Origin of the sequence: Pseudomonas sp. PDM28 (genome assembly GCF_019219115.1) — a bacterium.
Classification (GTDB): domain Bacteria; phylum Pseudomonadota; class Gammaproteobacteria; order Pseudomonadales; family Pseudomonadaceae; genus Aquipseudomonas; species Aquipseudomonas laurylsulfatiphila.
On record NZ_JAHUWG010000004.1, the window covers coordinates 504,973 to 526,696 of the forward strand.

At 61.0% G+C, this 21,724-nt stretch carries 22 protein-coding genes; 12 read left to right on the plus strand and 10 right to left on the minus strand.

Annotated features, from left to right (window positions below; genetic code table 11):
* Window positions 1-3: 3 nt before the first annotated feature.
* From livM to KW841_RS11610, 5 genes are all read left to right on the plus strand, one after another.
* Window positions 4-1,287: a high-affinity branched-chain amino acid ABC transporter permease LivM gene (gene livM / locus KW841_RS11590; protein ID WP_102698674.1), complete on the plus strand. Its 1,284-nt coding sequence runs from the start codon at window positions 4-6 to the stop codon at window positions 1,285-1,287.
* Complete coding sequence (locus KW841_RS11595; RefSeq protein WP_218476051.1) at window positions 1,284-2,156, plus strand: ABC transporter ATP-binding protein; 873 nt, start codon at window positions 1,284-1,286, stop codon at window positions 2,154-2,156. The genes livM and KW841_RS11595 overlap by 4 nt, the downstream gene beginning before the upstream one ends.
* Entirely contained in the window at window positions 2,153-2,869 is a 717-nt protein-coding gene (locus tag KW841_RS11600; protein WP_007979701.1) for an ABC transporter ATP-binding protein, read from the plus strand. The genes KW841_RS11595 and KW841_RS11600 overlap by 4 nt, the downstream gene beginning before the upstream one ends.
* 837 nt (window positions 2,870-3,706) lie before the next feature.
* Window positions 3,707-4,468: an SDR family oxidoreductase gene (locus KW841_RS11605; RefSeq protein ID WP_007979699.1), complete on the plus strand. Its 762-nt coding sequence runs from the start codon at window positions 3,707-3,709 to the stop codon at window positions 4,466-4,468.
* Between the two features lie 172 nt (window positions 4,469-4,640).
* The gene (locus tag KW841_RS11610) at window positions 4,641-5,546 is read left to right on the plus strand and encodes a cation diffusion facilitator family transporter (protein ID WP_218476053.1); all 906 of its coding nucleotides are present in this window, start codon (window positions 4,641-4,643) and stop codon (window positions 5,544-5,546) included.
* Window positions 5,547-5,648: 102 nt separating this feature from the next.
* On the opposite strand, the gene KW841_RS11615 is transcribed toward KW841_RS11610, so the two are convergent.
* From KW841_RS11615 to KW841_RS11645, 7 genes are all read right to left on the minus strand, one after another.
* Window positions 5,649-6,782, minus strand: coding sequence for an AGE family epimerase/isomerase (locus KW841_RS11615; protein ID WP_218476055.1), 1,134 nt, complete (start codon window positions 6,780-6,782; stop codon window positions 5,649-5,651).
* 200 nt (window positions 6,783-6,982) lie between these two features.
* Window positions 6,983-7,555, minus strand: a complete 573-nt coding sequence (locus KW841_RS11620) for a HupE/UreJ family protein (protein WP_218476057.1) — start codon at window positions 7,553-7,555, stop codon at window positions 6,983-6,985.
* Between the two features lie 26 nt (window positions 7,556-7,581).
* Entirely contained in the window at window positions 7,582-8,196 is a 615-nt protein-coding gene (ureG, locus tag KW841_RS11625; RefSeq protein ID WP_007979691.1) for an urease accessory protein UreG, read from the minus strand.
* A gap of 23 nt (window positions 8,197-8,219) precedes the next feature.
* Window positions 8,220-8,894 carry an urease accessory protein UreF gene (locus KW841_RS11630; protein WP_218476059.1) on the minus strand — a complete coding sequence of 225 codons (675 nt, stop codon included), beginning with the start codon at window positions 8,892-8,894 and terminating at the stop codon, window positions 8,220-8,222.
* Window positions 8,891-9,391 (minus strand): urease accessory protein UreE, encoded by a 501-nt coding sequence (gene ureE, locus KW841_RS11635; RefSeq protein ID WP_095964722.1) that lies wholly within the window; start codon window positions 9,389-9,391, stop codon window positions 8,891-8,893. Before ureE ends, KW841_RS11630 begins: the two co-directional genes overlap by 4 nt.
* A 288-nt stretch (window positions 9,392-9,679) precedes the next feature.
* Window positions 9,680-10,312 (minus strand): TetR family transcriptional regulator, encoded by a 633-nt coding sequence (locus tag KW841_RS11640; RefSeq protein ID WP_007979686.1) that lies wholly within the window; start codon window positions 10,310-10,312, stop codon window positions 9,680-9,682.
* A gap of 171 nt (window positions 10,313-10,483) precedes the next feature.
* On the minus strand, window positions 10,484-10,996 hold the full coding sequence (locus KW841_RS11645) for a hypothetical protein (RefSeq protein ID WP_218476061.1): 513 nt from the start codon (window positions 10,994-10,996) through the stop codon (window positions 10,484-10,486).
* Between the two features lie 387 nt (window positions 10,997-11,383).
* On the opposite strand from KW841_RS11645, the gene KW841_RS11650 reads away from it, so the two are divergent.
* A complete protein-coding gene (locus KW841_RS11650; protein ID WP_218476063.1) occupies window positions 11,384-13,459 on the plus strand; it encodes an AsmA family protein in 2,076 nt (691 codons plus the stop codon).
* Window positions 13,460-13,576: 117 nt separating this feature from the next.
* On the opposite strand, the gene KW841_RS11655 is transcribed toward KW841_RS11650, so the two are convergent.
* Window positions 13,577-14,491 (minus strand): LysR substrate-binding domain-containing protein, encoded by a 915-nt coding sequence (locus KW841_RS11655; protein ID WP_162130298.1) that lies wholly within the window; start codon window positions 14,489-14,491, stop codon window positions 13,577-13,579.
* Window positions 14,492-14,601: 110 nt separating this feature from the next.
* Here KW841_RS11655 and KW841_RS11660 point away from each other — a divergent pair, with 110 nt between their 5' ends.
* The 3 genes from KW841_RS11660 to KW841_RS11670 all read left to right on the plus strand — a co-directional run bounded on the left by KW841_RS11660 (window position 14,602) and on the right by KW841_RS11670 (window position 16,544).
* Window positions 14,602-15,240 (plus strand): FMN-dependent NADH-azoreductase, encoded by a 639-nt coding sequence (locus KW841_RS11660; RefSeq protein ID WP_218476066.1) that lies wholly within the window; start codon window positions 14,602-14,604, stop codon window positions 15,238-15,240.
* Entirely contained in the window at window positions 15,241-15,546 is a 306-nt protein-coding gene (locus KW841_RS11665) for a multidrug efflux SMR transporter (RefSeq protein ID WP_007979676.1), read from the plus strand.
* Window positions 15,547-15,653: 107 nt separating this feature from the next.
* Window positions 15,654-16,544 (plus strand): triacylglycerol lipase, encoded by an 891-nt coding sequence (locus tag KW841_RS11670; RefSeq protein WP_218476068.1) that lies wholly within the window; start codon window positions 15,654-15,656, stop codon window positions 16,542-16,544.
* A 103-nt stretch (window positions 16,545-16,647) separates the two neighbouring features.
* Here KW841_RS11670 and KW841_RS11675 read toward each other — a convergent pair whose 3' ends face one another.
* Entirely contained in the window at window positions 16,648-17,535 is an 888-nt protein-coding gene (locus KW841_RS11675) for a DMT family transporter (protein ID WP_007979672.1), read from the minus strand.
* 97 nt (window positions 17,536-17,632) lie between these two features.
* Here KW841_RS11675 and KW841_RS11680 point away from each other — a divergent pair, with 97 nt between their 5' ends.
* The 3 genes from KW841_RS11680 to KW841_RS11690 all read left to right on the plus strand — a co-directional run bounded on the left by KW841_RS11680 (window position 17,633) and on the right by KW841_RS11690 (window position 20,080).
* Window positions 17,633-18,427 carry a helix-turn-helix transcriptional regulator gene (locus tag KW841_RS11680; protein WP_218476070.1) on the plus strand — a complete coding sequence of 265 codons (795 nt, stop codon included), beginning with the start codon at window positions 17,633-17,635 and terminating at the stop codon, window positions 18,425-18,427.
* A 64-nt stretch (window positions 18,428-18,491) separates the two neighbouring features.
* A complete protein-coding gene (locus KW841_RS11685; RefSeq protein WP_007979669.1) occupies window positions 18,492-18,800 on the plus strand; it encodes a PsiF family protein in 309 nt (102 codons plus the stop codon).
* Between the two features lie 266 nt (window positions 18,801-19,066).
* Window positions 19,067-20,080 carry an AI-2E family transporter gene (locus KW841_RS11690; protein WP_007979667.1) on the plus strand — a complete coding sequence of 338 codons (1,014 nt, stop codon included), beginning with the start codon at window positions 19,067-19,069 and terminating at the stop codon, window positions 20,078-20,080.
* Between the two features lie 117 nt (window positions 20,081-20,197).
* Here KW841_RS11690 and KW841_RS11695 read toward each other — a convergent pair whose 3' ends face one another.
* Window positions 20,198-21,472 carry an Hsp70 family protein gene (locus KW841_RS11695; protein WP_218476072.1) on the minus strand — a complete coding sequence of 425 codons (1,275 nt, stop codon included), beginning with the start codon at window positions 21,470-21,472 and terminating at the stop codon, window positions 20,198-20,200.
* Window positions 21,473-21,724: the final 252 nt, after the last annotated feature.

The window sequence follows — 21,724 nt, forward strand, 5'->3', positions numbered from 1 at the left end:
GCGATGTCTTCAACCACTAAAAAAACCATTGATATCAAAAAAAGTCTGGTTGACGCGATTCTTGCCGGCCTCATTGCCCTGATTGTGTTCGGGCCGATTGTCGGCGTCGTTCTCGATGGCTATGGCTTCAACCTGGAAACCACCCGGGTGGCGTGGATCGTGGCGATCGTCATGGCCGGACGTTTTGCCCTGAGCATGTTCCTGCAGACAGCCCAGGGCCTGAAAATCCTCGAAGGCTTTGAATCGACAGGCTCCGGGGTGCATGTGCTGGCGCCTGACTACAAGTCGCGGCTGCGCTGGATCATCCCGCTGGTCATCTTGATTGCCGTGGCGCTGCCGTTTTTCTCCAACTCCTACCTGCTGGGCGTGGTCATCCTCGGGTTGATCTACGTACTGCTGGGGCTGGGGCTGAACATCGTGGTTGGCCTGGCCGGCCTGCTCGACCTCGGTTACGTGGCGTTCTACGCCATCGGCGCCTACGGCCTGGCACTCGGTTACCAATACCTCGGGCTGGGCTTCTGGACGGTGTTGCCGCTGGCGGCGATCATCGCCGGCCTGGCCGGTTGCATCCTCGGTTTCCCGGTGCTGCGCCTGCACGGTGACTACCTGGCGATCGTGACCCTGGGTTTCGGTGAAATCATCCGCCTGATCCTCAACAACTGGTTGTCGCTGACTGGCGGCCCGAACGGCATGCCGGCACCGCTGCCGACTTTCTTCGGCCTGGAGTTCGGCAAGCGAGCCAAGGACGGCGGCGTGCCGTTCCATGAGTTCTTCGGCATCGCCTACAACCCCGACGTGAAGTACTACTTCATCTACGCGGTGCTGTTCCTCGTGGTGCTGGCTGTGCTGTACATCAAGCATCGCCTGACCCGCATGCCGGTCGGCCGTGCCTGGGAAGCCCTGCGCGAAGACGAAATCGCCTGCCGCTCCATGGGCCTGAACCACGTACTGGTCAAGCTCTCGGCATTCACCATCGGTGCCTCGACGGCCGGTCTGGCCGGGGTGTTCTTCGCCACCTACCAGGGCTTCGTCAACCCGACCTCGTTCACCTTCTTCGAATCGGCGTTGATCCTCGCCATCGTGGTACTGGGCGGCATGGGTTCGACCATAGGCGTGGTGATTGCAGCCTTCGTGCTGACCGTCGCTCCGGAACTGCTGCGTGGCTTCGCCGAGTACCGCGTGCTGCTGTTCGGCATCTTGATGGTGTTGATGATGATCTGGCGACCGCGCGGCCTGATTCGGATCAGCCGTACCGGTGTGACGCCGCGTAAAGGAGTAGCGCCATGAGCGAAGTCGTACTCTCCGTAGAGAAGCTGATGATGCACTTCGGCGGCATCAAGGCGTTGAATGATGTGAGCCTGAAGGTCAAGCGCAACTCGATCTTCGCCCTGATCGGCCCCAACGGCGCCGGCAAGACCACGGTGTTCAACTGCCTGACCGGGTTCTACAAGGCCTCCGGCGGCAAGATCGAACTGAACGTGCGCGGGCAACAGACCAACGTCATCCAGTTGCTGGGCGAATCGTTCAAGCCGACCGATTTCGTTTCGCCAAAAAGCTTCATCACCCGGCTGCGCTACAAGATGTTCGGCGGCACCCACCTGGTGAACCGTGCCGGCCTGGCGCGGACGTTTCAGAACATTCGCCTGTTCAAGGAAATGTCGGTGCTGGAAAACCTGCTGGTGGCCCAGCACATGTGGGTCAACCGCAACATGCTGGCCGGCATCCTCAACACCAAGGGCTATCGCAAGGCCGAAAGCGATGCACTGGACCATGCCTTCTACTGGCTGGAAGTGGTGGACCTGGTGGACTGCGCCAACCGCCTGGCCGGTGAACTGTCCTACGGCCAGCAGCGCCGCCTGGAAATCGCCCGCGCCATGTGCACCCGTCCGCAGATCATCTGCCTCGACGAACCGGCCGCCGGCCTCAACCCTCAGGAAACCGAAGCGCTGAGCGCGATGATCCGGCTGCTGCGCGATGAGCACGATCTGACCGTGGTGCTGATCGAACACGACATGGGCATGGTAATGAGCATTTCCGACCACATCGTGGTGCTGGACCACGGCATCGTCATCGCCGAGGGTGGTCCCGACGACATCCGCAACGACCCGAAAGTGATTGCCGCGTACCTGGGCGCTGACGAAGAGGAGGTGGTATGAGCAAACCCATCCTCGAACTCAAGGACCTGGACGTGTTCTACGGCCCGATTCAGGCCCTTAAAGGCGTCTCGCTGCACATCAACGAAGGGGAGACCGTCAGCCTGATCGGCTCCAACGGCGCCGGCAAGTCGACCCTGCTGATGTCGATCTTCGGCCAGCCACGGGCCGCCGACGGGCAGATCCTTTATCAGGGCGTGGACATTACCCACAAGTCGTCCCACTACATCGCCTCCAACGGCATCGCGCAGTCGCCGGAAGGGCGGCGGGTGTTCCCCGACATGACAGTCGAGGAAAACCTGCTGATGGGCACCATCCCTATCGGTGACAAGTACGCCAAGGAAGACATGCAACGCATGTTCGAGCTGTTCCCGCGGCTCGAAGAGCGGCGTACCCAGCGGGCGATGACGATGTCCGGTGGCGAGCAGCAGATGCTTGCCATCGCCCGTGCCCTGATGAGCCGGCCCAAGTTGTTGCTGCTCGATGAGCCGAGCCTGGGGCTGGCGCCGATCGTGGTGAAACAGATCTTCGCGACCCTGCGAGAACTGGCCAAGACCGGCATGACCATCTTCCTGGTGGAGCAGAACGCCAACCACGCCCTGCGGTTGTCGGACCGGGCGTATGTGATGGTCAACGGCGAAATCCGCATGACCGGCACCGGCAAGGAACTGCTGGTCAACGAGGATGTGCGTAACGCTTATCTCGGCGGGCACTGAGTTTCAGTGGTTATGCAAAAGCCCCGGCGCGCAATCGCCGGGGCTTTTTACATCTCCCAAACACCACTAAACCCTGTGGGAGCGAGCTTGCTCGCGATAGCAATCTATCAGCCAATATTGATGTTGACTGACAAACCGCTATCGCGAGCAAGCTCGCTCCCACAGGGTTTTTGGCGTGCCTCCGGGAAATTGTGGAAAACAATATTCAAGAGCTCCCGAAGCGCGACATAAAGCCGCTGCAAATAGTTGTTTTGTCACGGTTTTGACTTGTCCCCGTTTGCTGTGGAGCCGGCTGTGAATAACGTGGGAGTAGCTGGCTGCAGGCCTTCTAAACCGTGGCCTGCAGGAGGGTGTTCAGTTTTTGATCAAGTGTTTTTGCGCAACTTGAAGAGCGCTTTGTCAACCTTTTTGTTCGAGATGAAAGCGGGTGGAATCAGCGTGGACAAGCCTGTGGATAAGTCTGTGATTAAACTCTGGAAAGACCCGGCTGAAGGCCGTGGTTACTGGCTTGGCGCCATCGCTGGTTTGACCCGTCAGTCATGAAAATTGCCAGGGGCTACACGGCAGGCTATTGAGGGTCAAGCAAAAAAGTTTCAAAAAGTCGCGCAAAGCCTTGTGGATAGCGGCTTGCAGCTTTTCCACTTGCCCCCAAAGACTGTGGACCGGCCTGTGGATAACGTGCGCGCACATGGCTGCAAGCCAAGCTGGCCGAGGGCTTGCGGGGATTGTTCGTTTTTTGTACAGAAAGTGCGGTTGCCGCTATGGGCAAGGCCGGGCATTCTGCCTGCTGATTTACCATTCCAATGGCTGGCGATCAGCCGAAGCAAGGAGAACACGATGTCCAACACCCTGTTTATTACCGGCGCGACCTCCGGTTTTGGTGAAGCCTGTGCCCGTCGTTTTGCCGACGCTGGCTGGAAATTGGTGCTGACAGGCCGTCGTGAAGAGCGCCTCAATGCACTGTGCGCCGAGCTGTCGAAGCAGACCGAAGTCCATGGCCTGGTGCTCGATGTGCGTGATCGCAAGGCCATGGAGGAGGCGATTGCCAATCTGCCGCCGTCCTTTGCCAAGCTGCGTGGGTTGATCAACAACGCCGGGCTGGCCCTGGGCGTCGATCCGGCACCCAAGTGCGACCTGGACGATTGGGACACCATGGTCGACACCAACGTCAAAGGCCTGATGTACAGCACCCGTCTGCTGTTGCCACGCCTGATTGCCCACGGTCGTGGCGCCGGCATCGTCAACCTGGGGTCCATCGCCGGCAACTATCCGTACCCGGGCAGCCATGTGTATGGCGCGACCAAGGCGTTCGTCAAACAGTTCTCCCTGAACCTGCGCTGCGACCTGCAGGGCACAGGCGTGCGGGTCAGCAACATCGAACCGGGCCTGTGCGAGAGCGAGTTCTCGCTGGTGCGTTTTGCCGGTGACCAGGAGCGCTACAACGCTACCTACGCCGGCGCCGAGCCGATCCAGCCGCAAGACATCGCCGAGACCATTTTCTGGGTACTCAATGCGCCTGCGCATATCAACATCAACAGCCTGGAACTGATGCCGGTGAGCCAGACCTGGGCTGGGTTTGCGATCGAGCGCAAGTCTTAAGACCGAGTAACGGCCAATCGCGAGCAAGCTCGCTCCCACATGGAAATGCGATCAACTGTGGGAGCGAGCTTGCTCGCGATGAGGCCGGAATAGACACAACAGGACATCAGCTAGACTTCTCCCTCAAGCAACCCGCCACACCCGGCGGTCTAGAGGTATTAGAGGAGATCCAGTGAGTAATCGAGGCGAGCAGTCGCTGCTCAAACAATCGACCTTCCTGATGCTTGCCGTGACATTCGCCGGGATCATCACCGGTTTTGTGTCGGGCGCCCAATCCATCCTGTTCGATGGCTTCTTTTCGTTGATCGCGGCCTTCATCAAGGTCCTGATGCTGATCACCGCCCGGCTGATCGCCAAGGAAAGCAACCAGCGCTTCCAGTTCGGTTCCTGGCACCTGGAACCCATGGTGCTGGTGATCGAGGGTAGCTTCATTTTCCTGGTCGCCATTTACGCCTTTCTCAACGGCGTGTTCGGCATCATCAGCGGAGGCCGCGAGGTCGAACTGGGGCTGGTGATCTTCTACGCGGCGTTCTTCACTGTCGTTGAGCTCATTTACTTTTTCTATGTCCGCCAACGCAATCGCACGCTCAACTCATCGCTGATCCAGTTCGACAACATCAGTTGGCTGGTGGACGCGATGCTGTCGGCGGGCCTGCTGGTGAGTTTCCTCATCGCGCTGCTGCTCAAGACTCAGGGTTACGACAAGTGGGCGGTGTATGTCGACCCGATGATCCTGATTCTGCTGGCCTTGGGCATGCTCCCCCCGGCGCTCAAAATCCTCGGACCGGCCTTGCGTGATGTGTTGGGGATCGTCCCGGATCAGCTGGACGAAAAGGTGCGTCAGGTGATGGAGGTGGCGAAGGTCGAGCATGGTTTCGACGACTACATTTCCTACGTGCAGAAGCACGGCAGGGCGTGTTTTATCGAGATCCACATCGTATTGCCGAAGGATTACTGGCTGGACGGCGTGGGGCAACTGGACAGTCTGCGCGAGGAAATTTCTGCGAAGCTTGGCGAGCCGGATGCCGCACGATGGCTGACCATCAGCTTTACCGGGGATCGCAAGTGGATTGAGTGACAGTTCGGTGACCTCTTTGAGGTCATTCGCGAGCAGGCTCGCTCCCACATTGAAATGCGATCACCTGTGGGAGCGAGCCTGCTCGCGAAAGCAACCAAACAGTCAGCCGAGATATACCGCCAACCCGCGATAACAGGTCGCCAGGTGATAAGGCGTGGTCGACGGCATGTCGCGGCGGCTGACTTCACCGTGTTCATCACGACACTCAAACCAGCCTCCTGCGTGCAGCGAACGCTGCTGCAACGCCTGCAATTGACGCAATACATCCGCTTCGCTGTCCGGACGCAGCGTCAGGGCGCGCAGGTACTCGGCCTGGGCCCAGATACGCTGCGTGGCATCCCGGACGCCGCCACCTGGTTCGAGGTCGAGCATGGCCCGCACCGCACCGGTCTGCTGATCGACGCCCAACTGCTCGGTCAAAACGAAGGCCCTTTCCAGATCGGCATGCAGGGTTGAAGTGCGCAGCAGTGCCGAGGATTCCAGCAGGAAATACCACTCGAACTGATGCCCCGGTTCAAACCAGTTATCCACAGACCCCAGCGGCTTTTCCATCAACACGCCGTGCTGCGGATCGATAAAGCGCTTGTGCATGGCTGTGCATAACTCGATGAGTGCGTGTTGCACGTCGAGATCTTCACGCACCGACAGGGTGGCGAGGAATGCTTCGGCCAGGTGCATCAGCGGGTTTTGCAAGGGGCCGCTGCCCAGCGATGCCCAGTCGCGGTCGAGCGTGGCTTCGTACAGACCGTCGTCCGTGGCGAAACGCTGCGCGATCACTTCCAGCGAGGCGTTGAGTACCGACTCCACCAGCGGCTCGCGGACCTTGTCCCAGTAATGGGCGCAGGCGAACAGGATGAACGCGTGGGTGTAGAGGTCCTTGCGCTGATCCAGTGGCGCCCCTTGAGCATCGACGCTGTAGAACCAGCCGCCGTGCTCGGCATCGTGGAAGTGCCGCTGCAACGAGCGGAACAAGGCGGCGGCACGCTCTTCGGCGCCCGGCACCTGACCGATCAGGCTGGCAAACAGATACAACTGCCGCGCACAGGCCATGGCCCGGTAGCGTTGCGGTGGCAGCGGTTGGTGTTCGGCATCCAGCGCCTCGTAGGGCAACGCCATGTCGGCATTCCAGCCCGGACCTTGCCAGAGCGGCACGATGACGTTCAGGAAATGCTGTTGCACCGAGGCGAACAGGGCGGTCAATTCAGGCTGGGAGGCGGAGCGGGAAACAGGTGGCATTGGCTGGCGTCGTCACGGCAGGGGCGATTGCGCGACATGTTAGCAGAGAGGTTGACTTGAGAGAGGTTGTGTCTGTCAGGCCGCCTTCGCGGGCAAGCCCGCTCCCACAGTAGTTTGCTGTGTGACATAGATAGCATTCACACCAGGAACCCTGTGGGAGCGGGCTTGCCCGCGAAGAGGCCGGTTCAGGCACTAGAGAACTAGCCCGCCAGCAGCCACGCCCCGGTCATCGCCGAAGCTGCGCCCGCCAGTCGCACCAACGGCGCTGCGGCCTGCGGCAACACCCGCACCACCGCATAACCTGCTGCATGCAACGCTGCTGTGCCCGCTACAAAACCCATGGCATAGGTCCATGGACTCGACATCTCCGGCAGTTCCAGCCCATGTGCCACACCATGGAACAGCGCAAACAACGCTGTCGCACCCACCGCCATCGCCAGCGGTGGACGCACAGCCAGCGCCACCGCCAGCCCCAAGGCCAATACGGAAGCGGCAATCCCGCTCTCCAGTGCCGGCAGGTTCATTCCTTCAAAGCCCAGCATCCCGCCAATCAGCAGGGTCCCGACGAAGGTGCATGGCAGCGCCCAGCGCGCAGCACCTTGCTGCTGTGCGGCCCACAGGCCGACCGCGAGCATCGCCAGCAGGTGATCGAGACCGCCAAGCGGGTGGCTGATACCGGCGATCAAGCCATTGTCGCCGTGCCCTGGATGGGCGAGGGCAAGGGCTGGCGTCAGCAGCAGGGCCAGGGCGCCCAGAATGCGTTTCAGTGTCATGGATAAGCTTCCTTGTTGAAGGGGGATCAGGCCGCGGTCAGCAAGCCCTGGCGTTCGATGAAGGCGATGATCTGTTCCAGACCCTGGCCGGTTTTCTGGTTGCTGAAGACAAATGGCTTGCCGTTGCGCATGCGCTGGGTGTCGCTGTTCATCATCTCCAGCGAGGCGCCGACCAGCGGCGCCAGGTCGATCTTGTTGATCACCAGCAGGTCGGATTTGCAGATCCCCGGCCCACCCTTGCGCGGCAGTTTGTCGCCAGCGGAGACGTCGATCACGTAGATCGTCAGGTCGGACAGTTCCGGGCTGAAGGTCGCGGAGAGGTTGTCGCCACCGGACTCCACGAGAATCAGGTCCAGCCCCGGAAAACGGCGATTGAGTTGATCCACGGCTTCAAGGTTGATCGAGGCGTCTTCGCGGATGGCCGTGTGCGGGCAGCCGCCGGTTTCCACGCCGATGATGCGTTCCGGCGCCAGGGCTTCGTTGCGTACCAGGAAGTCGGCGTCTTCGCGGGTGTAGATGTCGTTGGTCACCACGGCCAGGTTATAGCGCTCGCGCAGGGCCAGGCACAGGGCCAGGGTCAGGGCGGTTTTGCCGGAGCCGACCGGGCCGCCGATGCCCACGCGCAGGGGTTGTGTGTTCATGTGATTCTCCAAAATAACAGGCCCTAGGAACGGAACAGACGGCTGTACTGGCGCTCATGGGCCATACACGCCAGGGACAGGCCGAAAGCGGCGCTGCCGTAGTGATCGGGATCGATTCGGGTGGCGCTCTGTTGCGCCTGTTGAAGCAGCGGCAACAGTTCGCTGGTCAGGCGTTGGGCGGCTTGCTGGCCCAGGGGCAAGGTCTTCATCAGCACCGCCAACTGGTTTTCCAGCCAGCTCCATAGCCACGCAGCCAAGGCGTCCTGCGGGCTGATCTGCCAGGCGCGCGCGGCCAAGGCCCATCCCAGGGCCAGATGTGGCTCGCTGCATTGTTCGAGGAAGGCACGGGCGGGTGTGTCGAGTTCCGGCAAGCCGTTGAGCAACTGCTGCAACGAGTAGCCCATCTGCCGGCTTTCCTGATGCAGCTCGCGGGTTTCGCGACTGGCGCGGTGTTCCTCGCAGCGTTGCAGCAATTGGCCCCAGTTGTCCTCGCTGGCGGCCACGCAATGGGCGAGCAGCAGCGGCGCTTCGAAGCGTGCAAGGTTCAACAGCAACTGATCGCTGATCCAGCGTCGCGCACTGTCGGGGTCGTTTACCCGGCCGTTATCCACAGCCATTTCCAGCCCTTGGGAGTAGCTGTAGCCGCCAATCGGCAATTGCGGACTGGCCAGGCGCAGCAACGCCCAGGCCGGGTTCATGGGCGTACGCCGAACTGGTGCAGTTTCGGCGCGTAGTTGAAGTCTTCATCGCCGTGGCGCGAATGATGATGGCCACCGCCGTAGGCGCCATGTTCCGGTTGGAACGGCGCTTCGATGTTCGAGGCCATGGCACCGAGTTGTTCGAGCATGGCCTTGAGCACGTAGTCGTCGAGCAGGCGCAACCAGCCGTCGCCGACTTGCAGGGCGACATGGCGGTTGCCCAGGTGATAGGCCGCGCGGGTCAGTTCGAAGGCATTGGCGCAGGTGACGTGCAGCAGTTGTTCGGGGCGGGCGCAGACGCGCACGATCCGCCCGTCTTCGGCTTGCAGGCATTCGCCGTCATGCAGGGGCGGTTGGCCACGCTCCAAAAACAACCCGACGTCTTCGCCCTCGGCACTGAAACAGCGCAAACGACTTTTGCTGCGGGCTTCGAACGTCAGGTGCAGTTCAGCGGCCCAAACGGGTTGAGGGTCGATTCTGCGATGAATCACCAGCATCGGAAGGCTTCCAGCAATGGACGATCCTCAGGCTAGAGCAAGGGGCTTGCCAATCGACATGATGTGTAGGAAATGGCTGACGGAGACGTAGGAGGGGTATCGATTGAGTGGGCTTTTTGGTTGAAGTTGGTGCGTTGTTTTTGATTCGCGCACCAAGTTGAAGCGATGCAGTTCATTGTGGGAGCGAGCTTGCTCGCGAAGGCGGTGTACCTGTCACATCAATGTTGAATGTGCCGGCGCTTTCGCGAGCAAGCCCGCTCCCACAGGGATATGGGCTTCGTCAAGAGGTTATTCGGTGCTTCCGAGCCCTTGCCAGTGCTTGAGGCCGATAAAGATAAACCGCAGCTGCTGGGTGATTTTTGCCTGGGGCGTCAGGTGCTCAGGCAAGGCCTCGGCGGGCGGATCGATGATGTCCGGCAGGGTGGCGAACACGCTTTTGACGATCAGGTCTGCCATGACGCTCAGGTCGGCGATGTCCAGGTGCTGCAGTTTCGGCATCAGTGACAAATCTGCCGCCAGGTCCGAACTGATGCCTTCACGCAGACGGCCAATGGCCTGGCGTACCGGCAGCGAACCGCCGTATTGCTCGCGGGCAAGAAACAGGAACTGCGAGCGGTTGGCGCTGACCACGTCGAGAAAAATCCGCACCGAGGCATCGATGATGCCGCCCATCACGAATTCGTTGTGCCGTACCAGGCGAATGGTTTCGCGGAAGGTCTGGCCGACTTCGCTGACCAACACCAGGCCCAGTTCATCCATGTCGGCGAAATGGCGGTAGAAACCGGTCGGTACGATGCCGGCGGTTTTCGCGACTTCACGCAGGCTCAGGCTGCCGAATCCTCGGCCGCCATCCATCAGGCGCCGGGCAGCGTCCATCAGGGCATTACGGGTCTGTTGTTTCTGTTCGGCGCGGGGCAGCATCGCAAGGGCGTTTTCTGGACAAGGACGCGGCGCACTCTAGCAAATCGGCTTTGCCGGCGTCGAACGACTGTGAGGGATCAAGCGGGGAAGTGCGGCATCTATAAAGCGCAGTGCTGAAAAGTCAAAAGCCCAATCCGGGGATTGGGCTTTTTTTCTGGGCGGCCATGGGGCTTAGCTCAGGGTGCTGTTGCGTTCGATCACACGGTCACCACCGCCTTCAGCGAGGGTTTGACCTTGTGGCGTGCGATCCGAACCGTCGGCAGCGAGGGTCTGACCTTGTGGAGTGCGATCCGAACCGTCGGCGGCCAGGGTTTGACCTTGTGGAGTGCGATCCGAACCGTCAGCAGCCAGGGTCTGGCCTTGTGGAGTGCGATCCGAACCATCGGCAGCCAGGGTCTGGCCTTGTGGAGTACGATCCGAACCATCGGCAGCCAGGGTTTGGCCCTGTGGAGTACGGTCCGAGCCATCCTGAGTGATCAGGCCTTTTTCTTTCAGGCGATCATTACCGCCTTCGGCAAGGGTCTGGCCTTGTGGAGTGCGCTCGGAGCCATCGGCGGCGACGGTCTGGCTGAACACCGAGTGGTCTTGTTTCACTTGTGGGGTGGCCTGGTCAGCGGCTGGCAGGGCAAAAGCAGTGCTGGCCAGCATCGAGAGTGAAAGGCTAAGCAGTAATTGGCGTTTCATGATTGTTGTGCTCCTCGGGGGTGCGAAAAAGTGGGTACGAGGGCAATGCTACTCTCGATAAGTCGATATAAAAGTTCATAAACGCAATGGTAATAATCAACGGAATTGATTGTTTGCTTGGGAGGCTCTAGAACGGGCGTTTCCGGTGAGTTGTTTTGCACCGGTTTGGGTATTTTCGACCCATCTCTGACGTGTAGAAGTGCGGGGTCGGTAACGCCGTTCGACTGATGGGTCAGTATCGGACTGGCTGAATCCGGCGAAATCCGTCTATCGATTAAACCTGCCGGGTTTTTATCAGTCGTAGACTTCATGGCGAGCCGCTTCCGGCTCACCGTTTCACCTGTGCGCCGCAGTCGGGGCGCTCAGTCGTTTCAGGAGCTCTGTGCAATGACGCGCACCCAAAAGACGTTTGTCTGGACCCTTTCCACCTTCCTTACCTTGTTGGCGTTGCTGGTGCTGATCATCGTGTTCTTCGACTGGAACCGGATCAAACCGCCGCTCAATGCCAAGGTTTCCGAAGAACTGCACCGCGCTTTTGCCATCAACGGCAATCTGTCGGTGGTCTGGCAGACCGAGCCCGATGAAAGCGGCTGGCGCGCCTGGGTGCCATGGCCTCATGTGGTGGCCGAGGACCTCAGCCTGGGCAACCCGGACTGGTCGAAGCAACCGCAGATGGCCACTCTCAAGCGTGTCGAGTTGCGCATTTCACCCCTGGCTTTGCTGGCACAGCGGGTGGTGATCCCGCGTATCGACCTCGCCGAGCCAAATGCGCAGCTGCAACGCCTGGCTGACGGGCGCGCCAACTGGACGTTCAAATTCGACCCCAAAGACCCGAACGCCGAGCCTTCCAGTTGGGTGGTGGATATCGGTGCGATCGGCTTCGACAAGGGCCACGTCACCCTCGACGACCAGAGCCTGAAGACGCAGCTCGACGTGCTGATCGATCCGTTGGGCAAGCCGATTCCGTTCAGCGATATCGTCGGCGACAAAGCGGCGAAAGCCGCGCAGGAGAAGGGCTCGTCACCCCAGGATTATGCGTTCGCCCTCAAGGTCAACGGCCAGTACCACGGTCAGAAACTCGCCGGCCAGGGCAAGATTGGCGGGCTGTTGGCGTTGCAGGATGCGGCACGGCCGTTTCCGCTTCAGGCACAGGTGAAGATCGCCGATTCCAGCGTCGAACTGGCTGGTACCCTGACCGATCCGCTGAATCTCGGCGCCCTGGACTTGCGCCTGAAACTGGCCGGCACCAGCCTGGGCAACCTCTACCCGCTGACCGGCGTGATCCTGCCGGACACGCCACCCTATGCCACCGACGGCCATCTGATCGCCAAGTTGCACGAACCGGGTGGCGCGGTGTTCCGCTATGAAGCATTCAACGGCAAGATCGGCGAGAGTGACATCCACGGCAGTCTGACTTACGTGGCCAGCCAGCCACGGCCAAAACTCAGCGGCTCGCTGCTGTCCAATCAATTGCTGTTCGCTGACCTGGCGCCGCTGATCGGAGCCGATTCCAACGCCAAACAGAAGGCCCGTGGCGGTGACAGCAAACAACCGGCGGACAAAGTGTTGCCGGTCGAAGAGTTCAAGACAGACCGCTGGCGCGATATGGACGCCGATGTCGAGTTCACCGGCAAGCGCATCGTGCACAGCGAAAAATTGCCATTCAACGACCTCTATACCCATCTGGTGCTCACCGATGGCGTGCTCAGCCTCGAACCGCTGCGCTTCGGCGTGGCTGGCGGCAAGCTGGACGCGCAGATTCGCCTGAACGGCCACACCGATCCCCTGGAAGGCCACGCCAGGCTCACGGCGCGGGGCTTCAAGCTCAAACAGTTGTTCCCCGGCTTTGAACCGATGAAAACCAGTTTTGGTGAGCTCAATGGCGACGCAGATATCAGCGGGCGCGGCAATTCGGTGGCCAGGCTGCTGGGCAGCGCCAACGGCAATTTGAAAATGCTGATCAACGATGGCGCCATCAGTCGCGAACTGATGGAGCTGGCGGGCCTGAACGTCGGCAACTATGTGGTGGGCAAGATCTTTGGCGACAAGGAAGTGAGGATCAACTGCGCGGCCGCCGATTTCGGTATCCAGTCCGGCCTGGCAACCACCCGGCTGTTCGTATTCGACACCGAGAACGCCATCGTCTACATCGACGGCACCGCTAACATGGCGACGGAACAACTGGACCTGACCATCACCCCGGAATCCAAGGGCTGGCGCCTGATTTCATTGCGTTCGCCGCTGTATGTGCGTGGCAAGTTCATCAAGCCCGATGCCGGGGTCAAGGCCGTGCCGTTGATGCTGCGCGGCGCCGGAATGGTGGCGCTGGGCGTCATCGCCGCACCGGCGGCAGGGTTGCTGGCACTGGTGGCACCGAGTGGTGGTGAGCCGAATCAATGCGCGCCGTTGCTGGAGCAGATGAAGTCGGGCAAGGCGCCTGTTACCGTCAAACCAGGCAAATAATTGGGCGTCTGTAGGGGCCCCATCGCGAGCAGGCTCGCTCCCACAATGATCTGTGTATGCAGGAACAATGTGGGAGCGAGCTTGCTCGCGATGGCGGTCTGACAGCCGCAACAATCCTCACGCCAGAGCATGTCCCGACGCCAACGCCTCTTCACGCAGCCACGCAAAAAACGCCCGAACCGGTGGATGGCGTTCGCGTCCCGGCACGCACAGTGCGCTGTAGCCGGCGCCATCGACCTGGATGTCTCCCCGGTACGGCAACAAAAGGCCGCTGGCCACGCTTTCCGACACCAGAATATTGCTTGCCAGCACCAGACCCTGCCCGGCAATGGCCGCTTGCAGGGCGTAATGCTCTTCGTCGTATTCGCGCACCGCTGGCCGACCGCTCAGCCAGGTTTCGCCCGATTGCGCGCACCAGGCCTCCCAGCCGTGGGCATAGAGTTTCGAGTTGTGCCAGCGCACGCTGATCAGCGTCGGGGCACGGTTCAACGCCAGCGCCACTTGTTCGGGCGAACCGTAGACACCGAAGGACTCATCGAACAGGCACTGGCCGTACAGGTTGGGGTAATCGTCGAGGCTGTAGCGCAGCACCAGATCGACACTGGCGTCCTGATGCAGATCGATGACTTCGCAGTGGGTGTCGAGGCGCACGTTGATATTCGGGTGCCGGGCGTAGAAGCGTCCCAACCGAGGTACCAGCCACAGTGCGGCGAAGGCTGCGGTGGTGGAGACCGTCAGGTTGGCGCCGCTGCGTTGCGGGCGCAGGGTATCGACACTTTGCGCCACTTCGAGGAAAGCTCCGTGCAGGCTCTGGAACAGCCGTTCGCCGCACTCGGTCAGGCGCACCTGGCGCGGCAGGCGTTCGAACAGCGGTACGCCGAGCCAGCTCTCCAGGGAACGGATCTGATGAGACACCGCCGTTGGGGTGACGGACAGTTCTTCGGCGGCGGCCTTGAAACTCAACAGGCGTGAGGCGGATTCGAAGGCGCGCAGGGCGGTCAAGGGCAGCGAGGCGAACATCGGAAACTCCACAGATGAAATGGATTCATCTTGGCTGATTTTTACTCATTTGAAGGGGCGCGGCCGCGAGCTTCAAGCTGCAAGCCACAAGCCGTTTGAGTTTAGTCCCTGAGGAGATTCAGATGAGTAAAATCCTTGCCGTTCATGCCAGCCCCCGTGGCGATCGTTCGCACTCCCGGCGTTTGGCCGAAGTGTTTCTGTCGGCCTGGCAGGCCCGTCATCCACACTCGCCACTGACCCGACGCGAAGTCGGTCGGGCGCTGATCCCTCCGGTCAACGAGGCATTCGTGGCCGCCGCGTTTTACCCCGAGCCCGACGCTCGGCCGCTGTCGATGCAGGCCGATCTGGCGTTCAGCGACGAACTGGTCGGCGAACTGCTTGGCCATGATGTGCTGGTAATTTCCACACCAATGCACAACTTCAGCGTACCCAGCGGCTTGAAGGCCTGGATCGATCAGATCGTGCGGGTGGGGCTGACCTTCGATCACACCCTGGACAATGGCGTGGCCCAGTACCAACCGTTGGTGCAAGGCAAAAAAGCCCTGATCATCACCAGCCGTGGCGGCTTCGGTTTTGGTCCGGGCGGCGAGCTGGAAGCCATGAACCATGCCGACACACTACTGCGCACGGTGCTCGGATTCATCGGCATCACCGATGTCACGGTGGTCGCTGCCGAGGGCGAGGAGTCCGCCGAGCGCAGCTTTGCAATCTCTGCCGCCGAGGCTGAGCAGCGCTTGCTGGCGCTGGCCGGGGAGTTCTAGATGGCCTGGGTGTTTCTGCTGGTCGCCGCCGGGTTCGAAGTCACCTTCGCCATGGGCATGAAATACGCCGAGGGCTTCACCCGGCTTTGGCCTTCGCTGATCACGGTGGTGGCCGCTGTGGGCGGGATCTACTTCCTGACCCTGGCCATGCGCGAGTTACCCGTGAGCATCGCGTACCCGATCTGGACCGCCATCGGTTCGCTGGGCACGGTGTTTCTCGGGTTCGCGCTGCTGGGGGAAAGCCTGAGCGTGATAAAACTGGTCTCGGTCGGGCTGATCGTGGCGGGTGTGGCGGGGTTGAAGTAGGGCGGATGACATAGACTTGTCGTCGAGTTGTCATCTTCGCAGGCGTAGCTTGGCGGATGTCTTGCATTGCGCCTTGCGTCACCACCCGACCACAAGGAAGTCCACCCATGTTGCAAGGTTCTGCCCCGCGCTACCCGCTGGTGCTGGTCCCGGGAATGCTCGGGTTCATCCGCCTGGTGCTTTATCCGTACTGGTACGGGATCGTCGAGGCGCTGCGCCGTGGTGGGGCCGTGGTGTTCGCCGTGCAGGTCTCGCCGCTTAATTCGAACGAAGTACGCGGCGAGCAATTGCTGGCGCGCATCGACGAAATCCTGCGGGAAACCGGGGCCGACAAGGTCAACCTGATCGGTCATAGCCAGGGCTCGCTGACCGCCCGCTACGCCGCCGCCAAGCGTCCGGACCTGGTGGCATCGGTGACCTCGGTGGCGGGGCCGAACCATGGTTCGGAGCTTGCCGATTATCTGCACAAGCATTACCCCCATGACAGCGTCCGTGGTCATCTGCTGTGTTTTTTGCTGCGGATGGTCAGCGCGCTGATGGGGTTGCTGGATACCGGTTACCGCGGGCCGAAGCTGCCGGTGGATATCCATGCGTCCCATCTCTCCCTCACCAGCGCTGGCGTTGCGCTGTTCAACCAACGTTATCCACAGGGCTTGCCTGAAACCTGGGGCGGTCACGGGCCGGAAGAGGTCAACGGCGTGCGTTATTACTCCTGGTCCGGGACCTTGCAGCCGGGCATTACCGATCGCGGGCGCAATCTGCTGGACGGTACCAACCGCAGCTGCCGGTTGTTCGCCAAAACCTTCGTCCGTGAAGCCGGGCATTGCGACGGCATGGTCGGGCGCTACAGCTCGCACCTGGGCACGGTGATTGGCGATGAGTATCCGCTGGATCACTTCGATATCGTCAACCAGTCGCTGGGGCTGGTGGGCAAGGGGGCTGCGCCGGTGCGGTTGTTTGTCGAACATGCGGCGCGACTAAGCGCGACGGGGCTTTAGACCGCGTTATCGTTTATCGTCGGAACGCCGCCCGGACCAAGCCACGCTCCCACAATGGAATGCAATCCCCTGTGGGAGCGGGCTTGCCCGCGAAAGCGCCGGATCAGGCAACGCTAATCTTGCGACCAAGCACGGTGGTCCAACGCTCGGAAACAATCACCCCACCCAGGGTCAACACCCCGCCCACCAGGTGATACATCGCCAGTTGTTCATGCAGCACCACCGCTGCAATCAATGCGGTAATCAACGGCAGCAAATTGAAAAACTGCGTGGTCCGGCTCGGCCCCAAACGTACCACCGCCTGCATCCACGCCAACGGCGCGACCATCGAAGCCAGCAGGCAGGCGTACAGCACCAGCGGAATGTTCTGCAGGGTCGGGCCGACTTTCGGTGAGGCGAGGAACAGCGGAAACAGCACCACCACAGCCACCAGCACCTGCAGATACAAGAGCACCAGCGGCGGCAGTTTCAGCTGCCATTTTTTCAACAGGGTGCTGTAGACCGCGTAGGCCAGGGTCGCGATCAGCATCATCGCGTCGCCCAGGTTGACCCCGTGTTCGAGCAAGGCGCCCAGGCTGCCGGACGATACCACCACCAGGACACCGGCGAACGACAGCACCGCACCGGCCAGGGCACCCATGGTCAGGCGCTGGCCGAGGCTGATGATCGCCATGGCGAGCGACATCAGCGGCATCAGCGACAGGATGATGCCCATGTTGGTGGCTGAGGTCAGGCTCGCGGCGAAGTACGCCAGGCTTTGATAGACCGCCATGCCGAGAACACCGAGGACAAAGATCTTGCCCAGTTTCGGGCGGATCAGCGGCCAATGGGCGAGCACCGGTTTGAGCATGAAGGGCGTGAACAGCAAACCGGCCAGCAGCCAGCGGTAGAAACCGATCTCGGCGGGGAAGATCGCCCCGGCCGACATTTTGGTGATCACGGTATTGCCGGCCCAGATGAAAATGGCCAGCAGGGGATAAGCGTATTGCATCGGGAAAAACCAGAACGTTAATGAAGTGCAATTATCCGCTTGTCTGGATACAAGCCTATACTTCGATCCGGACAACTCGCCCCTGATGACGGACAGCATGAGCAGTAAACACATCGACCTGCTGGATTTCAGCGAACTGCCGTCGGCGGTGTACTTCCGCTACGCCGATTTTGACGCCCACGAATACGCCGCCCCCCATCGACATCCCTGGGGGACACTGGAATATGCAGCCCACGGCGTACTGCACATGGACGTCGAGGGCAGCCGCTTCATGTCGCCTCCGCAATACGCGGTGTGGGTGCCGCCACAGATCGAGCACAGTTTCTATAGCCATCAACCGGTCAACTACCGCGCCGTGTGCCTGGCGCCCAAGGTGTGCGCCGAACTGCCGTCGCGAGCCTGTACCCTGGCCATCAGCGACATCCTCAAGGCGATCCTCAAGGATTTCGCCGCCCGGGACGTGCAAATTCCCGAGCTCGATGCGGACCAGCGTCTGGCCCAGGTATTGGTGGATCAACTGCAACAGGCCCCGGTGCACGAGTGCTACTTGCCCTACGCCAGCAGCCCCGGATTGCTGGGGATTCTGGAAGCATTGCAGGCCGAGCCCGGGGATAACCGGCCATTGTCGGAATGGGCCGCACGCATCCATGTCAGTGAACGCACCCTGGCGCGGCAGTTCGTGCGGGAGCTGGGCATGAGCTTCGGTGAGTGGCGCCAGCGCCTGCGCTTTCTGGCAGCGATCGAAGCGCTGGACAGCCAGCGCAGCATTCAGGAAATCGCTTTCGACATGGGCTACAGCACCGGCTCGGCGTTTATCGCGATGTTCCAGCGCCAGGCCGGATGTACGCCGGAGCAGTATCGGCGCAGCCATCTGGAGAACAGGAAGGTGTAACAGGGGTTGTCTACACTTCAGTACGAGGCCGCGCCCCTCGGTGTGGCGACCAGGAGAAAACTCCATGAAGAATTTGCGTGTCCCTTTGTTGATGATCGGTTTGCTGCTCTGCTCCCAGGGCTTCGCCGCCACAGCCCAACAGGAAAAGATGACTACCTGCAATGCCGACGCCACGGCCAAGAGCCTCAAGGGCGACGAGCGCAAAGCTTTCATGAGCACCTGCCTGAAGGCTACTCCGGCGGCAAACGATGCCGGCAAGGCCTTGACGCCGCAGCAAGAGAAAATGAAAACCTGCAACGCCGACGCCGCCACCAAAGCCCTCAAGGGTGATGAGCGCAAGGCGTTCATGAGTGATTGCCTGAAGAAAAAATAAACCTGGACGCTTGTGGTGAATGGGCCGCCCTCTTCGCGGGCAAGCCCGCTCCCACAGGGATCCTGGATGCCTGCGCAATTTTTGTTCAGTACAGAAACCATGTGGGAGCGGGCTTGCTCCGGGCGGCGTTCCGACGAAGAGGTCGACAAGGGCGCCGAGTCGCTTGAGCTACCCCCCGACCAAGGTCGATCCACACAATCCTAGTGCTCGCACCGGATCGCTGGCAGACTGCCAATCCTTTTTATGCCGTTCGTTTTTGAGGCTGTATGCCAACGTTTTCTCAGCGTCAAGTTTTGCTGGTCATCAGCTGGGTCATCATTTTTGGCGGACTGCTGCTGGTCCTGCCGCTGCGGTTGCTGCCGAGCCTGCTCGCCGGGTTGCTGGTGTTCGAGCTGGTCAACATGCTCACCCCGCAACTGCAACGGCTGATCGAAGGCCGGCGTGCGCGCTGGCTGGCGGTGGCATTGCTGGGGACTCTGATTGTCAGCGTACTGTCGCTGATCTTTGCCGGTGCCTTCAGCTTCCTGCTGCATGAGGCGGAAAACCCCGGCGCTTCCCTCGACAAATTCATGGGGGTGGTCGACCGCGCACGCGGGCAACTGCCGCCGTTCATCGACGCCTATCTGCCGGCCAGTGCCGCCGAGTTTCGTGTGGCCATTGGCGAGTGGGTCAGCAAGCACCTGAGCGAATTGCAGCTGGTGGGCAAGGACGCGGCACACATGTTCGTGACCCTGCTGATCGGCATGGTGCTGGGCGCGATCATTGCGTTGCAGCGTGTGCCGGATCTGACCAAGCGCAAACCGCTGGCGGCGGCGCTGTTTGATCGACTGCACCTGCTGGTCCAGGCGTTTCGCAACATCGTGTTCGCCCAGATCAAGATTTCCCTGCTCAACACCTTCTTCACCGGGATTTTCCTGGCGGTGATCCTGCCGATGTTCGGCATCAAGCTGCCGCTGACCAAAACCCTGATCGTGCTGACGTTCCTGCTCGGCCTGCTGCCGGTGATCGGCAACCTGATGTCCAACACCCTGATCACCATCGTCGGTCTGTCGCTGTCGATCTGGGTCGCCGTCGCGGCGCTGGGGTACCTGATTTTTATCCACAAGCTCGAATACTTCCTCAACGCGCGCATCGTTGGCGGGCAGATCAGTGCCAAGTCGTGGGAGTTGCTGCTGGCGATGCTGGTGTTCGAGGCCGCGTTCGGCCTGCCGGGGGTGGTGGCGGGGCCGATTTACTACGCGTATCTGAAGAGTGAGTTGAAGCAGGTGGGGATGGTTTGATCCGCTGGATCTTTGTTGTCTGAGCTGGCCTCTTCGCGAGCAAGCCCGCTCCCACAAGGACTGTGCATGACCTGTGGGAGCGGGCTTGCTCGCGAAGGGCGCGCCAAAGATTTTGGATCAGCCCATCGACCCGTAGCGTTTCGCAGCCTCGATCGCCAAGCCACTACCGATACTGCCAAAGATGTTCCCTTCCACATGCCGGGCCTTCGGCAGCATCGCCGAAACACTGTTGCGCAGCGCCGGAATGCCGCTTGAGCCGCCAGTGAAGAACACCGTGTCGACCTGATCGACCCGGACATCGGCGTCTGTCAGCAATTGGGTGACGCTGTTGCGCACCCGCTCCAGCAGGTTGTCGATGGCCGACTCGAACAGCGCACGGCTCAGGTCCACGCTCAGGCCTGCTTCAATGCGGTCCAGCGGCACGTGGCGGTTGTCGGCGTGGGTCAGCTGGATCTTGGTTTCTTCCACTTCCATCGCCAGCCAGTGGCCGGCGCGCTGTTCGATCAGCTTGAACAGGCGATCGATGCCGCCGGTGTCCTCGATGTCGTAGCGCATGCTGCCCAGGGCCAGTTGCGATTTTTGCGAGTACACCGAGTTGATCGTGTGCCAGGTCGCCAGGTTCATGTGATGGCTGGTGGGCATGTAGGCACCGCTCTTCATCCGGCTGCCGTAGCCGAACAGCGGCATCAGGCCGGCCAGCGAGAGTTGCTTGTCGAAGTCGGTCCCGCCGATGTGCACGCCGCCGGTGGCGAGGATGTCGTCCTGGCGGTTATCCACAGCACGCCGCTCCGGCGACAGGCGCACCAGGGAGAAGTCGGACGTACCGCCGCCGATGTCGACGATCAGTACCAGCTCTTCTTTCTCGATGGTCGACTCATAGTCGAATGCCGCGGCAATCGGTTCGAACTGGAACGAGACTTCCTTGAAGCCGATCTTGCGCGCCACGTCGACCAGGGTGTCTTCGGCTTCCTTGTCGGCCATCGGATCGTCATCGACGAAGAACACCGGCCGACCCAGCACCACTTCTTCGAATTCCCGACCGGCGGCGGCCTCGGCACGGCTCTTGAGCTGGCCAATGAACAGCCCGAGCAGGTCCTTGAACGGCATGGCTGTGCCGAGGACGCTGGTGTCGTGCTTGATCAGCTTGGAACCCAGCAGGCTCTTGAGCGAGCGCATCAGGCGGCCTTCGTAGCCTTCCAGGTACTCGTGCAGCGCCAGCCGGCCGTACACCGGGCGACGTTCTTCGATATTGAAGAAGACCACTGACGGCAGGGTGATCTTGTCGTCCTCCAGCGCGATCAGCGTTTCCACGCCGGGGCGCAGCCAGCCGACGGTGGAGTTGGACGTGCCAAAGTCGATACCCACGGCACGGGCTGGAGATGCGTTGTTCATGTCTTTCAGGTTCCGGTTAAAAAACGGCCGCGCAGTGTATGCCAGTGCGCGCCAGATTCGAAGGCCGGTTATCTGCTAATTCTTCGCAAACAATGCCTTGAAAGATGGGGCATCCCCCCCAAACTACCCTGCATCAACCGGACAGCGGCGGGCGTGCTCGCAAGAAGCCCCGCCGGCTGCCGATAAACTTCTGCTGCGCCGCCCGGTCACAAATTTGAGATCGGTCAAACCAACGGCTGCAAACAAGCGCAT

Bases quoted from the DNA above. Each gene is read 5' to 3' on its own strand.
- livM (WP_102698674.1), top strand. From the start codon at position 4: ATGTCTTCAACCACTAAAAAAACCATTGATATCAAAAAAAGTCTGGTT.
- KW841_RS11595 (WP_218476051.1), top strand. From the start codon at position 1,284: ATGAGCGAAGTCGTACTCTCCGTAGAGAAGCTGATGATGCACTTCGGC.
- KW841_RS11600 (WP_007979701.1), top strand. From the start codon at position 2,153: ATGAGCAAACCCATCCTCGAACTCAAGGACCTGGACGTGTTCTACGGC.
- KW841_RS11605 (WP_007979699.1), top strand. From the start codon at position 3,707: ATGTCCAACACCCTGTTTATTACCGGCGCGACCTCCGGTTTTGGTGAA.
- KW841_RS11615 (WP_218476055.1), bottom strand. From the start codon at position 6,782: ATGCCACCTGTTTCCCGCTCCGCCTCCCAGCCTGAATTGACCGCCCTG.
- KW841_RS11620 (WP_218476057.1), bottom strand. From the start codon at position 7,555: ATGACACTGAAACGCATTCTGGGCGCCCTGGCCCTGCTGCTGACGCCA.
- ureG (WP_007979691.1), bottom strand. From the start codon at position 8,196: ATGAACACACAACCCCTGCGCGTGGGCATCGGCGGCCCGGTCGGCTCC.
- KW841_RS11630 (WP_218476059.1), bottom strand. From the start codon at position 8,894: ATGAACCCGGCCTGGGCGTTGCTGCGCCTGGCCAGTCCGCAATTGCCG.
- ureE (WP_095964722.1), bottom strand. From the start codon at position 9,391: ATGCTGGTGATTCATCGCAGAATCGACCCTCAACCCGTTTGGGCCGCT.
- KW841_RS11640 (WP_007979686.1), bottom strand. From the start codon at position 10,312: ATGCTGCCCCGCGCCGAACAGAAACAACAGACCCGTAATGCCCTGATG.
- KW841_RS11645 (WP_218476061.1), bottom strand. From the start codon at position 10,996: ATGAAACGCCAATTACTGCTTAGCCTTTCACTCTCGATGCTGGCCAGC.
- KW841_RS11650 (WP_218476063.1), top strand. From the start codon at position 11,384: ATGACGCGCACCCAAAAGACGTTTGTCTGGACCCTTTCCACCTTCCTT.
- KW841_RS11660 (WP_218476066.1), top strand. From the start codon at position 14,602: ATGAGTAAAATCCTTGCCGTTCATGCCAGCCCCCGTGGCGATCGTTCG.
- KW841_RS11665 (WP_007979676.1), top strand. From the start codon at position 15,241: ATGGCCTGGGTGTTTCTGCTGGTCGCCGCCGGGTTCGAAGTCACCTTC.
- KW841_RS11670 (WP_218476068.1), top strand. From the start codon at position 15,654: ATGTTGCAAGGTTCTGCCCCGCGCTACCCGCTGGTGCTGGTCCCGGGA.
- KW841_RS11675 (WP_007979672.1), bottom strand. From the start codon at position 17,535: ATGCAATACGCTTATCCCCTGCTGGCCATTTTCATCTGGGCCGGCAAT.
- KW841_RS11680 (WP_218476070.1), top strand. From the start codon at position 17,633: ATGAGCAGTAAACACATCGACCTGCTGGATTTCAGCGAACTGCCGTCG.
- KW841_RS11685 (WP_007979669.1), top strand. From the start codon at position 18,492: ATGAAGAATTTGCGTGTCCCTTTGTTGATGATCGGTTTGCTGCTCTGC.
- KW841_RS11690 (WP_007979667.1), top strand. From the start codon at position 19,067: ATGCCAACGTTTTCTCAGCGTCAAGTTTTGCTGGTCATCAGCTGGGTC.
- KW841_RS11695 (WP_218476072.1), bottom strand. From the start codon at position 21,472: ATGAACAACGCATCTCCAGCCCGTGCCGTGGGTATCGACTTTGGCACG.